Source organism: Magnetospira sp. QH-2, assembly GCF_000968135.1.
Classification (GTDB): domain Bacteria; phylum Pseudomonadota; class Alphaproteobacteria; order Rhodospirillales; family Magnetospiraceae; genus Magnetospira.
The window spans coordinates 3,063,616-3,077,186 of sequence record NZ_FO538765.1 but is presented as its reverse complement, the minus strand read 5'-3'; the positions used below and the strand labels follow the sequence as shown (position 1 = coordinate 3,077,186).

At 60.9% G+C, this 13,571-nt stretch carries 13 protein-coding genes; 7 read left to right on the top strand and 6 right to left on the bottom strand.

All coding sequences use genetic code 11. The annotated features are described in order from the left end of the window. Nucleotides 1–21: 21 nt before the first annotated feature. On the bottom strand, nucleotides 22–462 hold the full coding sequence (locus MGMAQ_RS14565) for a nucleoside deaminase (RefSeq protein WP_198409124.1): 441 nt from the start codon (nucleotides 460–462) through the stop codon (nucleotides 22–24). Nucleotides 463–467: 5 nt separating this feature from the next. Beyond that, nucleotides 468–1,322, bottom strand: a complete 855-nt coding sequence (locus tag MGMAQ_RS14560) for a class I SAM-dependent methyltransferase (RefSeq protein ID WP_052716420.1) — start codon at nucleotides 1,320–1,322, stop codon at nucleotides 468–470. Here MGMAQ_RS14560 and MGMAQ_RS14555 point away from each other — a divergent pair. Genes MGMAQ_RS14555 through rsmD form a run of 3 tightly spaced genes read left to right on the top strand, consistent with a single transcriptional unit; the run spans nucleotide 1,321 to nucleotide 3,362 of the window. Beyond that, nucleotides 1,321–2,046: a gamma-glutamyl-gamma-aminobutyrate hydrolase family protein gene (locus MGMAQ_RS14555; protein WP_046022116.1), complete on the top strand. Its 726-nt coding sequence runs from the start codon at nucleotides 1,321–1,323 to the stop codon at nucleotides 2,044–2,046. The two genes, MGMAQ_RS14560 and MGMAQ_RS14555, sit on opposite strands and share 2 nt — an antisense overlap. Beyond that, the gene (locus tag MGMAQ_RS14550) at nucleotides 2,046–2,798 is read left to right on the top strand and encodes a pseudouridine synthase (protein WP_052716419.1); all 753 of its coding nucleotides are present in this window, start codon (nucleotides 2,046–2,048) and stop codon (nucleotides 2,796–2,798) included. Before MGMAQ_RS14555 ends, MGMAQ_RS14550 begins: the two co-directional genes overlap by 1 nt. Nucleotides 2,799–2,801: 3 nt before the next feature. After that, entirely contained in the window at nucleotides 2,802–3,362 is a 561-nt protein-coding gene (gene rsmD / locus MGMAQ_RS14545; RefSeq protein ID WP_046022114.1) for a 16S rRNA (guanine(966)-N(2))-methyltransferase RsmD, read from the top strand. Between the two features lie 4 nt (nucleotides 3,363–3,366). On the opposite strand, the gene MGMAQ_RS14540 is transcribed toward rsmD, so the two are convergent. The 3 genes from MGMAQ_RS14540 to MGMAQ_RS14530 form a co-directional block, all read right to left on the bottom strand. Beyond that, the gene (locus MGMAQ_RS14540; protein ID WP_046022113.1) at nucleotides 3,367–3,570 is read right to left on the bottom strand and encodes a hypothetical protein; all 204 of its coding nucleotides are present in this window, start codon (nucleotides 3,568–3,570) and stop codon (nucleotides 3,367–3,369) included. A gap of 351 nt (nucleotides 3,571–3,921) precedes the next feature. Then, entirely contained in the window at nucleotides 3,922–5,094 is a 1,173-nt protein-coding gene (locus tag MGMAQ_RS14535; protein WP_046022112.1) for an NAD(P)/FAD-dependent oxidoreductase, read from the bottom strand. 60 nt (nucleotides 5,095–5,154) lie between these two features. Continuing rightward, complete coding sequence (locus tag MGMAQ_RS14530) at nucleotides 5,155–5,775, bottom strand: TetR/AcrR family transcriptional regulator (RefSeq protein WP_046022111.1); 621 nt, start codon at nucleotides 5,773–5,775, stop codon at nucleotides 5,155–5,157. Nucleotides 5,776–5,881: 106 nt separating this feature from the next. On the opposite strand from MGMAQ_RS14530, the gene MGMAQ_RS14525 reads away from it, so the two are divergent. Both MGMAQ_RS14525 and MGMAQ_RS14520 read left to right on the top strand, forming a co-directional pair. Next, the gene (locus tag MGMAQ_RS14525) at nucleotides 5,882–7,156 is read left to right on the top strand and encodes an efflux RND transporter periplasmic adaptor subunit (protein ID WP_148560977.1); all 1,275 of its coding nucleotides are present in this window, start codon (nucleotides 5,882–5,884) and stop codon (nucleotides 7,154–7,156) included. Further along, nucleotides 7,157–10,312, top strand: coding sequence for an efflux RND transporter permease subunit (locus tag MGMAQ_RS14520; protein WP_046022109.1), 3,156 nt, complete (start codon nucleotides 7,157–7,159; stop codon nucleotides 10,310–10,312). Between the two features lie 11 nt (nucleotides 10,313–10,323). Here MGMAQ_RS14520 and MGMAQ_RS14515 read toward each other — a convergent pair whose 3' ends face one another. Beyond that, nucleotides 10,324–11,355, bottom strand: coding sequence for a M23 family metallopeptidase (locus MGMAQ_RS14515; protein ID WP_046022108.1), 1,032 nt, complete (start codon nucleotides 11,353–11,355; stop codon nucleotides 10,324–10,326). A 121-nt stretch (nucleotides 11,356–11,476) separates the two neighbouring features. On the opposite strand from MGMAQ_RS14515, the gene MGMAQ_RS14510 reads away from it, so the two are divergent. Further along, the gene (locus MGMAQ_RS14510; RefSeq protein ID WP_046022107.1) at nucleotides 11,477–11,791 is read left to right on the top strand and encodes a hypothetical protein; all 315 of its coding nucleotides are present in this window, start codon (nucleotides 11,477–11,479) and stop codon (nucleotides 11,789–11,791) included. 71 nt (nucleotides 11,792–11,862) lie between these two features. Beyond that, nucleotides 11,863–13,560, top strand: coding sequence for a glutamine--tRNA ligase/YqeY domain fusion protein (locus MGMAQ_RS14505; RefSeq protein ID WP_046022106.1), 1,698 nt, complete (start codon nucleotides 11,863–11,865; stop codon nucleotides 13,558–13,560). The last annotated feature ends 11 nt before the right edge of the window (nucleotides 13,561–13,571 follow it).

Sequence of the window (13,571 nt, the reverse complement as noted above, 5' to 3'; positions counted from 1 at the left end):
TATACACCAATTGGCCGGAGATTACGACTCGCGGCGCGCTGCGAAGAAGGCCTTGAGAAGGGTCGCCGCGCGCCGTTCCTCCAGCCCGCCATAGACATCCGGCCGATGGTGGCAGGTGGGCTGCTGGAACAGACGCGGGCCATGTTCGACGCCACCGCCCTTGGGGTCATAGGCGGCGAAATAGAGCCGTCGGATGCGGGCGAAAGAGATCGCCGTGGCACACATGGCACAGGGTTCCAGGGTCACATAGAGATCGCAATCGGGCAGTCGGGGCTCGCCCCGGGTGGCGGCGGCGGCACGAATGGCCAGGAGTTCCGCATGGGCGGTGGGGTCGTTCCGTTCCTCGGTGCGATTGCCCTCCGCGGCCAGGATATTCCCGCTTTCCCCATCAACGATAACCGCGCCCACCGGGACCTCGCCCCGGGATGCGGCTTTTTCAGCTTCCAGGAATGCGCGCTCCATGGGGGTCATGATTGGGGTCCTTCGAAAAGAGACCAGAGATGTCCGGCGAACGCAGGGAAGTCCCGGTAAGCCAGATGCAGATGCGGATAAAAGTGTCCGACCTTGAACCCCTGTTGGGCCCATAGCAAGTCCAGGGATCTGGTGCTGTACAAGGAGACATGGCCATTGCGGGGGGCTGCATACCACCAGTCCAGACCCTGCTCTTGGATGTCATCCGGTTGAACCAGGGTGGAAAACATGACTAAGCCTTGGGGACCGGCATATGCCGTCAAATCCGAGACGAGCTGAATGGGATTGGGGCTATGCTCCAAGGTTTCGAAACAGGTCACCAGATCGTATCGCCCGAAGGGTCGAATGGTTTCCGCCTGGGTGAGCAGGTCGGTGCCGTCCACATGTTGATAGCCTCGGGTTTCCAAGGTCGTCAGCAACTGCCCGGTCCCACTGCCATAGTCCAAGATATGCAGTTTGTCCCGCACATGGTTGAAGGTGTCATCGATCCATGTGGCGGCCACGCGATGACGACCGGCTTCATAGTCTGGGTCGATGCGGGCATAGTCGGCATTATAAATCCGCTGAATCAATGACGATGTGGTCCAAGAGTCGATCAACGGGCTAAACAAAAAACCGCAGTCCACACAGCGATAATAGGCCACCTCTTCGCCCTTTGGAGGCAGCTTTAACCCCCGCCTTTCCTCGCAGTTCTTGTTAAAATCCACGGCGCCGAAAAAGGGCGCGTTGCTGCCGCAGATTTTGCAGGGGCGGGATGGGGCGTTCATGGCCGCATCATGCCAGAGGGGAAAGGCGGAGGCCACCAGTCCGTTCTTGCCGCTATGGGATCGGGCGCCTATGGTGCGGCTCATGAACAAACCCCTGATTGGCATCACTCTCGACCACGAAGAAGCGGGCGGCTATTCCAAGTTTCCCTGGTATGCCCTGCGCGAGAACTATTGCAGTGCGGTCAGCGAGGCGGGCGGCCTGCCTTGGCCGCTGGCCCATGCGCCTGATCTGGCGGAAGAGATGCTCGATCATATTCAAGGGCTGGTGGTCACCGGCGGCGCCTTCGACGTGGATCCGGCCCTGTTCGGCGACCATGAGCAGCGGCATGAAACCGTGGTCACCAAGGACAACCGCACCACTTTCGAGATGGCCATGGTCCGGGGTGCCTTGGAGCGCGACATGCCGATTCTTGGTATCTGCGGCGGACAGCAATTGCTGCACGTGGCCCTGGGCGGTCGGCTGATCCAGCATATTCCCGAAAGCGTTCCCGGCTGTCTGGCCCATGAGCAACCCAATCCGCGCGACGAAGCCGGGCATGAGGTGAAGATCGTCACCGGCACCCGTCTGTTTCGCATTGTCGGCGAGATGGATATTCCGGTGAACTCGGCCCATCATCAAGCCGCCGAGGATGTGCCCGAAGGCGTGACGGTCAACGCCTATGCCCCGGATGGGGTGATCGAGGGCATCGAAGTGGCGGACAAATCTTTTTGTATTGGTGTGCAATGGCACCCGGAGTTTCATATATCCCCCGCCGATGGGAAGCTGTTCGAGGCTTTCATAACGGCGGCCCGAGCCCATGGTGTGTGATGAATGACGCAATGAAAGGTGATCGTATCGCCAAGGTCCTGGCCCGCGCGGGTCTTTGTTCCCGCCGCGAGGCGGAACGCTGGATCGAGGCGGGTCGCGTGTCGGTCAACGGCCAAAAGCTGACCACGCCGGCGGTCACGGTGACCGGGGACGATCAGGTGCTGGTGGATGGCAACCCGCTGCCCGACGCCGAAGAGCCGCGCATGTGGCGCTATCACAAACCGGCGGGCCTGCTGACCACCCATAGCGACCCCGAGGGACGCCCGACCATCTTTCAGAAAATGCCACAAAAAATGCCTCGGGTCATTTCGGTGGGTCGGCTGGATCTCAATTCCGAGGGCCTTTTGTTGCTGACCAACGATGGTGGCCTGGCCCGGAGATTGGAATTGCCCTCCACCGGCTGGCTGCGCCGCTACCGGGTGCGGGTCAACGGGCGGGTGGATGAAAACAAGCTGGCCAAGCTGGCCGAGGGAGTGACCGTCGAGGGCCAGCGCTATGGCCGGATCCAGGCGATTTTGGATGTGCAGAAGGGGGCCAATGCCTGGCTCACCGTATCCCTGGCCGAAGGCAAAAACCGCGAAATCCGCAAGGTATTCGACCATATTGGCTATCCCGTGGGGCGGCTCATCCGCACCGCTTACGGCCCGTTCCAGTTGGGCAAGTTGGACCGGGGGCAGGTGGAGGAAATCCGGCCCAAGGTGCTACGCGAGCAACTGGGCCTGACCGCCGATAAAAGCAAGCGGCATCGGTAGAACATGCGTATCATCGCCGGACAGTATAAGGGACGGACCCTCCAGGCGCCCAAAGGCCGCGACACCCGGCCCACCGCCGACCGAACCCGGGAATCTTTATTCAATGTGCTGATCCATGGGGTCGGGTTGGACTTCACCAATCTCAGTGTGGTGGACCTGTTTGCCGGTAGTGGCGGATTGGGTTTGGAAGCGCTGTCCCGGGGTGCCGGGCGAATTACTTTCGTCGATTTTGACCGCCAGGCGCTGAAATGTGCTCAAGGCAACGCTGCCTCTTTGGGGGAAGCCAAGCGGGTTTTGTGCCTGAAACTGGATGCCACCCGTTTGCCGCCGCCACCGCGCGCCGCCGAGGCGCCCTGCGGCCTGGCGTTTCTGGATGCGCCCTATGGTCAGGGCCTGACCCAACCGGCCTTGCTCGGCCTCGCCCAACGGGGCTGGCTGGCCGGGGATGCGGTTGTGGTGGTGGAAGTGGGGGCGGAAGAGCCTTTGATGATCGGTCCGGGCTTTGAACAGCTGGATGACCGGACCCATGGCGCGGCGCGGGTGGTGGTCCTGCGCCGGGGGTAGGAGATCAGGAGGTGGTGCCGATCACCGCGCAGCGCACGAAGCCATTGGCTGCGCTGGGCTTCCAGGCTTTGCTTTCTACGGAATGACTGACCCGACCGGAAAGGCTCAGGACCATGTTCAAGGCCTTGACCTTGGTGCCATTGGCATGATGCGCCGGATTCCACCAGGTACTGCTGCGATCGTTGTGGTTTTTGACCTGGACCAACATTTTGTCTCTCCTAGAGTAGGGCGTCGTTTGATCGTGAACTGAGAATCGACGGGCGCTGGGCTTTCTATTCTTCTTTTTCGGTCAGCCGCTTCGCTGTCTGTTGTTTTTATTTTTCGGTCGTCGTGTGGTCTGGGTTCTTGCTCTTCTTTATGATCCCAGAATAGCCTTGCCCGACCGTGGACGCAGTGATGCCAATCACTGTGATGAGCGTCACAGGGTAATGAATTCAATATGTTACAGGAGGCCGGAAAAATTAATTTGGTTTTTAGATGATTGAGAGGGGGTGTGTGTCGGTCGGTTGGATCGCAAGGAGCAGCCCGGTGACCTGGGCGCCTTCGGTCTCAACCTTGGTCATACCGCTTGTCCGCAGGCGTGTCCTGATGCCCAGGCCCATTGGAAATTGAAGCCGCCCAGATGGCCGGTGACGTCGACCGCCTCGCCAATAAAGTACAGGCCGGGAACCGCCTTGGTAGCCAGGGTTTTTGACGACAGCTCTCGGGTATCCACACCACCCACCATGACTTCGGCTGTGCGCAGACCTTCGGAGCCATTGGGAGTCACGGGCCAGGCGTTGATGCTGTCGGCCAGCCGCCGCAAGGCCTTGTCGGGGGTCTCGGCCAAGCGTCCCTTGCATGCGGCCCCCTCAAGAAAGCGATCCGCCAAGCGGTTGGGCAGGTGCTGAGCCAGAATCGTCCGCACGTCTTTCTTGGGCTGATCGTGCTTCGCCGCCTTGAGAACTTGAAACAGATCGGTGTCTGGCAGGAGATCGACAATGAGGGTCTCTGTCGGCCGCCAATAGGACGAGATTTGCAGAATCACCGGGCCGCTTAGTCCTCGATGGGTAAACAACAGGGCTTCTTGGAATCGTACTTTGCCGAGATTGACCCGAGCATCCAGGGAAATCCCCGCCAATCCATTCAGCTTGGCCAGGGTCTCTGCGTCAAAGGTGAGCGGCACCAATCCAGGGCGAGGGTCTATGACCTTCAGGCCGAACTGTTTGGCAATGGCATAGCCGAACCCGCTGGATCCCATTTTCGGGATCGATGGCCCGCCGGTGGCGATAACCACGGACCCGGCATGCAGGCTCCCTCGGTCGGTCACGATGGTGAATCCGGTTTCATCCTTGGCAAGGAGGGCAATCTTGGTGCTGGTTTGGATCTGGCACCCCTGGGCCTCGGCCAACAGCATGTCGATGATCTGCTGAGCGGAGCCATTGCAAAAAAGCTGACCATGGTCCCGTTCGTGATAGGCGATGCCGTAGCGCTCCACCAATTCTATGAAATCGTGCTGGGTATAGCGTTTCAAAGCGGACACGCAAAAGCGCGGATTGGCGGAGAGATAGTCCGCCGGAGAGGCATATCGGTTGGTGAAGTTGCATCGCCCGCCGCCCGAGATGCGGATTTTCTGCCCCACCGCCTTGGCATGGTCGATCACCATGACTCGGCGCCCGCGCTTTTGAGCCTGCGCGGCGCACATCAGGCCCGCGGCGCCCGCGCCAATGATCACGACGTCATGGTCTTGCATGTTCGGAGGTATAATCGATCTGTGTGCCACCGCCAAGGCGCCTGCGGGTGGAGCGATCAACTATGTTCGTCGAGTTCCAAACAGCCCCATGAAACAATCCGTTGCCCAGGCGGCGCGGGCTTGGATGGTGGCTTGGTCGGGGGCCGGTTCAGTGCCCATGAGCACCCGAATGCGCAGGTCGCCCTGTAGCACGCCGACAAACAGATCCGACGCCCGGTCCACATCATCGAAAGTCAGAAGATCTTTGTCGCGCATGGCCAGCAGGTATTGCTGGAACCGGGGCAGAATGCGGTTGCGCCCCTTGTCGATCATGATCCGACCCAGTTCGGGGGCCTGTCCGGCCTCGCCAATGGCAATGCGGTTGAGCAGCATGGCCGGAGAACTGACGAATGTGGTCATCAACAAAATGCCAAAGCGGTTCAACACCGCCGCCACGTCATCCGGTTCGGTGTCGATCATCTGTTCCAGCGCCGCCTGTAGGCCACCGGATTTCCACAGCACCATCTCCTCGATCAACCGCTCCTTGCCGCCGAACCAGCTGTAAAGAGTTTCCTTCGAGCAGTGGGCGCGGCGGGCGACAGCAAGCATACTAGCGCCGCGAAACCCCTTCTCGGCGAACACTTCGAAGGCGGCGGCGAGGATCTCCTGACGCCGCCGCTGTTTTTCCTCTGACTCGGCCACGCCCCGGTTCCAAATGGTTACAATGAGTTACAAAAAACGCCTTGGCTGTTACCGTACCGTACGGTACAGTACCGAAAACGTCAACCTTTGAAGCGGTGAATTGGCCATGCGCCCGTTGTTGAAGATCATTCTGCCCATCGTCATTCTTGTGGGGGCTCTGGGCACTTTTGCCGTGCTCAAGGCGACCAAGCCGATGGTGGAAAACGTCCCGGTCGTCGAGCGCAGTTGGACCGTTGCCACGGTTCCCGCGACCGGCCAATCGGTGACTCCGGAAATCAGGGTCTATGGCGAGATCGTCTCGGGGCGCGATGCGGAGCTGCGGCCTCTGGTGGCCGGTCGGATCGTCGAAGTGGGCGACAACGTGGTCGAGGGTGGCGTTGTCCGCGCCGGGGACCTGCTGATCGCCATCGATCCCTTTGACTATGAAACCGACGTGGCCGACCGTCGCTCCAAACTGGCCGAGGCCGAGGCCCGGCTGGCCGAGCTGGAAAGCGACCTGACCGGCGAGCGGGCCATGCTGGGCGAGGACCGGCGCCAATTGAAACTGAACCGCGACGAGGCCGCGCGTCGGGAAAAGCTGTTGAAAACCGGAGCCGGGACCCAGAAATCCCTGGATGATGCCCGGCTGTCGTTGATCGCCGGAGAGCAACGGGTGACCTCGCGCAGCCAGTCTCTGAAAACCAAGGCAGCGCGCGTGGCACAGGCCGGGGCGTCGGTGGAACAGGCCCGCGTGGCCTTGTCGCGCGCCGAGCGGGATCTGGCCAACACCAGACTTATCGCGCCCCATGATGGCTATTTGCAAGACGTCAACGCGGCGGTGGGCAAGCAGGTCAGTAGCAACGATCGGGTGGCCAGTTTGATCGATGCGGACCGTCTGGAAGCCCGTTTCGTGGTCAGCGACCGCCAATATGCCCGGGTTTTGGCCAGTGGCGGTTACCAGGGTCGCCCGGCCCAGGTGGATTGGAAGCTGGGCGGTGAGACGGTGTCCTTTGCCGCCATGGTGGAACGGACCGAGGGCGCCATTGATGCTTCGAGCGGTGGCGTGCGGCTCATCGCCACCTTGGGTAAAATGCCCGCCGATGCCTCCATTCGGCCCGGCGCCTTCATCGAGGTCAGTCTTGATGATCGTACCCATGACAATGTCATCGCCGTGCCCGGCAGCGCCTTGCATGATACCGCCGACAAGGGGCGTCAAGTGTATGTGATTGCCGAGGGACGTTTGCAGCCGGTGCCGGTGACGGTCGTCGCCCGCCACGACACGGATTGGCTGATCCAAGGAGCGTTCGCGCCGGATGCGGCCATCGTCACCACCCGATTTCCGCAAATGGGGCCGGGGGTCAGGGTCGATGCGGTGAAATCAAGTGACGGGGAGGGCCGATAGATGTCACCCTCCTTGCACCCCGACCATGGCGGCGGCTTGATCCGCCTGTTCACCCGCCATCCGACGGCGGCCAATCTGCTGATGATCGCCATGCTCATCGGCGGGGCTTTCGGGCTGTACAAGCTCAACACCCAGTTTTTCCCTGATACGGGAATCGACATGGTGCGTGTCACCGTCGCCTGGCCCGGAGCCAGTGCCGAGGACGTGGATTCCACCATCGTTCAGGCCATCGAGCCGGAAGTGCGCTTTCTGGACGGGGTGGACAAGGTGCGCTCCACCTCGGTGGAAGGTAATGCGACCATCGCCGTGGAGTTCGTTGCCGGGAGCGATATGCAATCGGCTCTGTCCAACGTGGAAACCGCGTTGGGGCAGGTGACCACCCTGCCGGAAGAGGCGGAAACGCCCGAGGTGCGGCGGGTGGTGCGCTATGACACCATCTCGCGGCTGATTGTCTCCGGGCCGTTTTCCGAATCCGCGCTGAAGGTCTATGCCAAGCGCATCCGAGACGATCTGCTCAATCGTGGCGTCGACAAGGTGGATCTGTTCGGCGCCCGGGACGAAGAGATCTGGGTGGAGATTTCCGAGGCGGACCTAAGGCGTCTGGATCTGACTCTGGCCGACATTGGATCACGCATCGATCAGACCAGCCGCGACATGCCGTCGGGGTCCACCCAGGGCGGCGCCGAACGGCAGATCCGCTCCATGGGTCAGGTCAAGACCGCCGAAGGCATGCGCGACATCGAGATCCGGTCCTCGGAAGACGGGCGCAAGATCCACCTGGGAGATGTGGCCCGGGTGACCGAAAGCTTCGACGAATCCGAGCCGGTGGCGCGGCGTGGCGGCTATCAGGCCGTCGAACTGCACATCCAGCGGGCCACCACCGCCGATGCGCTGAAGGTCGCCGACCGGGTGGATGCCTATCTGGCCGAGGTGGTGTCGACGTTACCCGAAACCCTGTCGGTCAAGCAGTACATGGTGGAAGCGGACCTGATCCGTTCGCGCATTGATCTGCTGCTCAACAACGGCGCCACCGGTCTGGTGCTGGTGTTGTTGGTGTTGTTCCTGTTTCTCAATGCCCGGGTGGCCTTTTGGGTCGCGGTGGGCATTCCCGTATCCCTGGCCGCCACCTTGTTGGTGATGCTGGCCACCGGGCAGAGCATCAACATGATCAGTCTGTTCGGCTTGATCATGGCCATCGGTATCGTGGTGGATGATGCCATTGTGGTCGGCGAGCATGCGGAATTCCGTCGCCGTTCGGGTTTGGCCGCCATCGAGGCCGCCGAAATGGGTGCCCGCCGCATGGCCGTGCCGGTCATGGCCTCGTCCCTGACCACCATCGCCGCCTTCATGCCCTTATTCGTGATCAGCAGCATCATCGGTCAGATGATCGTCGCCATCCCATTGGTCATCGTCGCGGTGATCATCGCCAGCGTCATCGAATGCTTCTTTGTCATGCCCGGTCATATGCGCCACGCCCTGCGCGGCAGCCGAGAGGAACGGGGGCGCTTCCGGCAGGCCTTCGACGGCGCTTTCGACCGATTTCGCCAAGGACCGTTCACCCGCTTCGTTAGCTTTTGTATCCGCTGGCGCTATGGCACCCTGGCCACGGCACTGGGCGTGCTGATCATCTGTATCGGCATGGTCGCCGGTGGCCGGGTCGGGTTCCAGTTTTTCAAGGGACCCGAGGCCGATCGCTTGTACGGCAACGTGCAGATGGTCGCCGGGACCGCGCGCGCCGAAACCGCCCGCATGGTGGATGCGTTGGAAAAGGGCCTGCTCGCCGCCGAGGACAAACTCACCGACGGCAAGCGGGGGCTGATCAAGGAATATCTGGTCAAGCTGGGCACCGGCGTTGGGCGCGGCGATCCCCGCAGTTCGCCCACCAACGGTGATAACCAGGGCGGCCTGTTCGTGGAATTAATCGAAGGCGACAAGCGCGATGTGCGCACGGCCCAGATCATCGAGGCCTGGATCGCCGAGACCCGCGAGATCCCCGGTGTCGACCTGCTGACCATTGTGCCGGCCCAGGTGGGCCCGCCGGGCCGCGACGTGGACGTGCGGGTGGTGGGCACCGACCTGGGCGCTCTCAAGCGCACCACCGAGGCCGTCGTCGACATGCTGCGCCGCTATCCCGGCGTCACCGCGCCGGAGGACAATCTGCCCTGGGGTAAGCAGGAAGCGATTTTGGAACTGACCCCGCGCGGTCGGGCCATGGGCTTCACCACCGAGTCCGTTGGTCGCCAGGTCCGCAACGCCTTCGAAGGCGCCATCGCCCAGCGCTTTGCCCGGGGCGACGAGGAAGTGGTGGTGCGCGTGCGCCATCCTCGTGACGATACGGGCCAGGGTCATTTGACCGAGTTATATCTGACCGCTCCCGATGGCACCGAGGTGCCCCTGGACAGCATCGTCACCACCCGTGACAAGGACGGGTTCGCCAGTATCCGCCGCGAGAACGGCGTGCGCGAGGCCGCCGTGGTGGCAGAAATCAATAAAGACCTGATCTCCACCGACAAGGTGCTCGAAGCCCTGACCCGCGACGGCATCCACCAAATCGCCGCCGACAATGGTGTCACCGTGCGATTCGCCGGCAAGGCCGAGGAACAGGCCCGAACCTTTGGCGATATGCGTGCCGGGGCGATGATCGGGCTGTCGGCCATCTATATCATTCTGGCCTGGGTCTTCGGCTCCTACTCCCGGCCCATCGTGGTCATGTCGGTGATCCCTCTGGGGTTTGTCGGCGCCACTCTGGGGCATTGGATCCTCGGTTACGATCTGACCATCCTGTCCATGGTTTCTTTGATCGGCTTGTCGGGCATCGTGGTCAATGACTCGATTATCCTGGTTAGCACTGTCAGCGAATATCAAGAGAAGGGCGACAACGCCATCGAGGCGATCCTGGATGGCGCCCGCGACCGCTTGCGCGCGGTGATCCTCACCTCGGCCACGACCATCGGCGGCTTGACTCCCTTGCTGTTCGAGACCAGCCTGCAAGCCCAGTTCCTCATTCCCATGGCCGTGACCATCGTCTTCGGCCTGATGGTGGCGACCATACTGGTACTGGTGGTGGTGCCCTGCCTGTTGGCGGTGCTACACGATTTTGGGGAACTCAAGCAGCGGGTCACGGGGCACCGCGACCGCCTGGCGGCCGCGGAGTAGGGCGCGCTCTTTTACTTCAACACTACGCTCCGGCGCATCCTTACGCCCGTGCCCTTTTTCGCGCTGGTGGGATGCAGCACCAGGATTTCCCCTTTATACTTTCCGGCGGGCCAGGGATCGCCACGGCGCTTTTTGCCGGCGAAATGGAGCGTATAGACTTGGCTTTTGTCGAGTTTGGACTTACTTGCGCTGAGTGTTTTGCCGTTTGGGTCTTTAATTGTCGTGACGATGATATCTCCCTTTCGGACGCCGTAAATCTCGGCCCAGAACACCATGTTGGGGGAGAGGACAGATAGCTCCTTTGCCTGAAAGAGGCCATTTTGCAGCTCTTCTCGCTTCGGCGTTCGATAGGCGAAGCCCGCGTTATAAATTTCGGTGGGGCGATAGGTCAGGACCTTGAGAGTTTCCGGCGACCAAAGCGGCTCGCGTCCGACGCCGCATTTCCCCTGTTCTCGCCCATTGATGCCCAGGAACGGATCGATCGTGGCGCGGACCTTTTTGCCTTGCTTGTTCTTGCCGCTGAGACTGACCTGAAAATGCAGGTGCGGGAATTCGGTTAGGCCCGATTGTCCCACCAAGCCCAATTCCTGGCCGGTTGTGACCACATCGCCCTTGCCCACTTTTACCGAGCCTTTTTTCATGTGGCAGTATTGGGTCAACCACCCTTTGCCGTGGTCGATGGTGACCCCATTGCCGCATTCCTTGCCCTTGACCGCCGTGCGTCCGCCAATGTCCTTGAAGTTGGCGTCCCGCATGCCGTCCCGGGTGCCTGCTACGACGCCTGGTGCGGCAGCAACAATCTTGACGCCGCGGTTCATGGCTGTCAGATCGCGCAGGGCGAAGTCGGTGCCTTTGTGGGTGTCATAGGTGCGCGCGCCGCAAGCGAAGTCCCGCTTGTCAGCCGAGGAATCCAAATCAACGAAATTGGCGATCCAACAGGTCCGGCTCGGTTGGCAATCGATGGGCAGAGCGAAACTGACCGGCGGCGCTGCCTGTACGGGAGCGGCGGCAATCAGGGCCAGAAGGAGAATCAAAACAGGCATCGGCCAAGTCTAACCGACCAAGCAGTCGAGGAAAACCCGGACGATTCTTGTTTGACGCCGCCCGATTCGTCTGGTCATGCTGTAACACTCCGGTAAACAACGGCAAACTGACGGGGAACCCATGACCGACCACCCGGATGCGAAGGATTACAGAACTCTGTTCGAGATGTACGGCGGGGACATGTCCGATATCTATCTCGATACCGATGAAGAGCATTACCGGCTGTTGTTTGAACAGGTGGTCCGGCTATTGGTTAAGCCATCGGGCTATAACGCCACGCTGCCGGAACCCTTCCGCCTCACCGCCCAGCGCTACCTGGATGGTCATGAAGACACGGTGGTGCAGATGGAACAGGCCGAAAACCGTAATTTCATGCTCTCGGACCTCTATGACTTCATCCGCCTGACCGATGCCGCCAGTCGGGATGCGTCGTAAAGGGGTTAAGGTCTGGACGCCTGGGACCCCGGGGAGTACATAGCAAGCAGCTCAACTCCCGAGGACCGATCATGCCCAACGATCCCACCGATACCGCCCCGGAAGAGGGCGTCCGCGATTTTATCCGCGACATCATCCGTACGGACCTGGACGAAGGCCGCACCGACGGCGTGGTCACCCGCTTTCCACCGGAACCGAACGGCTATCTGCATATCGGCCATGCCAAATCCATTTGCCTGAATTTCGGCGTGGCGGCGGAGTTCGGCGGGCGCTGCCACCTGCGCTTCGACGATACCAATCCGGTGAAGGAGGAGATGGAATACATCGATTCCATCCAAGAAGATGTGCGCTGGCTGGGCTTTGATTGGGGAGAACACCTCTATTTTGCCTCGGACTATTTCGAGCAGCTATATGATTGGGCGGTACATCTGATCAACGAAGGCAAAGCCTATGTGGATGATCTGAGCGCCGATGAAATCCGCGAATATCGTGGCACGCTGACCAAGCCAGGTACGCCAAGCCCCTACCGCGACCGTTCCGTCGAGGAGAACCTGGACCTGTTCAACCGCATGCGGGCCGGGGAGTTCAGCGATGGGGAAAAAGTGCTGCGGGCCAAGATCGACATGGCGTCGGGCAACATCAATCTCCGTGACCCGGTCCTTTACCGGATTCTCAAGGCCCATCACCCGCGCACCGGGGACGCCTGGAGGATCTATCCCACCTACGATTTCACCCATGGCCAGTCGGATGCCATCGAAAGCATTACCCATTCCATTTGCACCTTGGAGTTCGAGGATCACCGGCCTCTGTATGATTGGTGTATCGAAAACCTGCCGGTACCGTCGCGGCCGCATCAGTATGAGTTCGCGCGCCTGAACCTGACCTTTACGGTGCTGTCCAAGCGCAAGCTGATCCAGCTGGTGACCGACGGTCATGTGTCGGGTTGGGACGATCCGCGCATGCCGACCATTTCCGGCATGCGCCGCCGGGGGGTGCCTGCCGCCGCCCTGCGGGATTTCGCTCAGAAGATCGGCGTGACCAAATCCAACGCCACGGTGGAAGTGGCGATGCTGGAAAGCTGCATCCGCGATCACCTGAACAGCCATGCCCATCGGCGCATGGCGGTGTTGGATCCGCTGAAGGTGGTGATCGAAAACTATCCCGAAGGCCAAGAAGAGACCCTGACGGCCGTCAACAATCCCGAGGATGAAAGGGCAGGCACCCGCGAGGTCCCCTTTGGCCGCGAGTTCTTTATCGAACGTGCCGACTTCATGGAAGATCCGCCGAAGAAATTCTTCCGCCTCGGTCCGGGCCGCGAGGTGCGCTTGCGCTATGCCTATTTCGTCACCTGTACCGGGGTGGTCAAGGACGAGGCCGGAAATATCACCGAACTGCGCTGCACCTATGACCCGGAAACCCGGGGCGGTAATGCTCCCGACGGTCGCAAGGTCAAAGGCACGATCCACTGGGTCTCCGCAGCTCACGGGATTGCCGCGGATGTGCGCATTTATGATCATTTATTCAATAATGAGACTCCCGGCGCGGATGGCGATTATCTGAATGATATGAATCCCGACTCCTTGGTGGTCCAAGAAGGCGCGATTCTCGAGCCGTCGTTGGCCGACTTCGGCGTTGGCGAGGCGGTGCAGTTCGAGCGTCAGGGCTATTTTTGTGCGGATCCGGATCGCACACCGGACAAGCTGGTTTTCAATCGAACCGTGGGCTTGCGCGACAGCTGGGCAAAGATCCAGGCGAAGATGCAGAAATAGCGTCATTGCTC

What these genes read in the sequence shown, in the direction of transcription:
- MGMAQ_RS14565 (WP_198409124.1), bottom strand. Translation starts at nt 462, where the DNA reads ATGGAGCGCGCATTCCTGGAAGCTGAAAAAGCCGCATCCCGGGGCGAG.
- MGMAQ_RS14555 (WP_046022116.1), top strand. Translation starts at nt 1,321, where the DNA reads ATGAACAAACCCCTGATTGGCATCACTCTCGACCACGAAGAAGCGGGC.
- MGMAQ_RS14560 (WP_052716420.1), bottom strand. Translation starts at nt 1,322, where the DNA reads ATGAGCCGCACCATAGGCGCCCGATCCCATAGCGGCAAGAACGGACTG.
- MGMAQ_RS14550 (WP_052716419.1), top strand. Translation starts at nt 2,046, where the DNA reads ATGAATGACGCAATGAAAGGTGATCGTATCGCCAAGGTCCTGGCCCGC.
- rsmD (WP_046022114.1), top strand. Translation starts at nt 2,802, where the DNA reads ATGCGTATCATCGCCGGACAGTATAAGGGACGGACCCTCCAGGCGCCC.
- MGMAQ_RS14540 (WP_046022113.1), bottom strand. Translation starts at nt 3,570, where the DNA reads ATGTTGGTCCAGGTCAAAAACCACAACGATCGCAGCAGTACCTGGTGG.
- MGMAQ_RS14535 (WP_046022112.1), bottom strand. Translation starts at nt 5,094, where the DNA reads ATGCAAGACCATGACGTCGTGATCATTGGCGCGGGCGCCGCGGGCCTG.
- MGMAQ_RS14525 (WP_148560977.1), top strand. Translation starts at nt 5,882, where the DNA reads ATGCGCCCGTTGTTGAAGATCATTCTGCCCATCGTCATTCTTGTGGGG.
- MGMAQ_RS14520 (WP_046022109.1), top strand. Translation starts at nt 7,157, where the DNA reads ATGTCACCCTCCTTGCACCCCGACCATGGCGGCGGCTTGATCCGCCTG.
- MGMAQ_RS14515 (WP_046022108.1), bottom strand. Translation starts at nt 11,355, where the DNA reads ATGCCTGTTTTGATTCTCCTTCTGGCCCTGATTGCCGCCGCTCCCGTA.
- MGMAQ_RS14510 (WP_046022107.1), top strand. Translation starts at nt 11,477, where the DNA reads ATGACCGACCACCCGGATGCGAAGGATTACAGAACTCTGTTCGAGATG.
- MGMAQ_RS14505 (WP_046022106.1), top strand. Translation starts at nt 11,863, where the DNA reads ATGCCCAACGATCCCACCGATACCGCCCCGGAAGAGGGCGTCCGCGAT.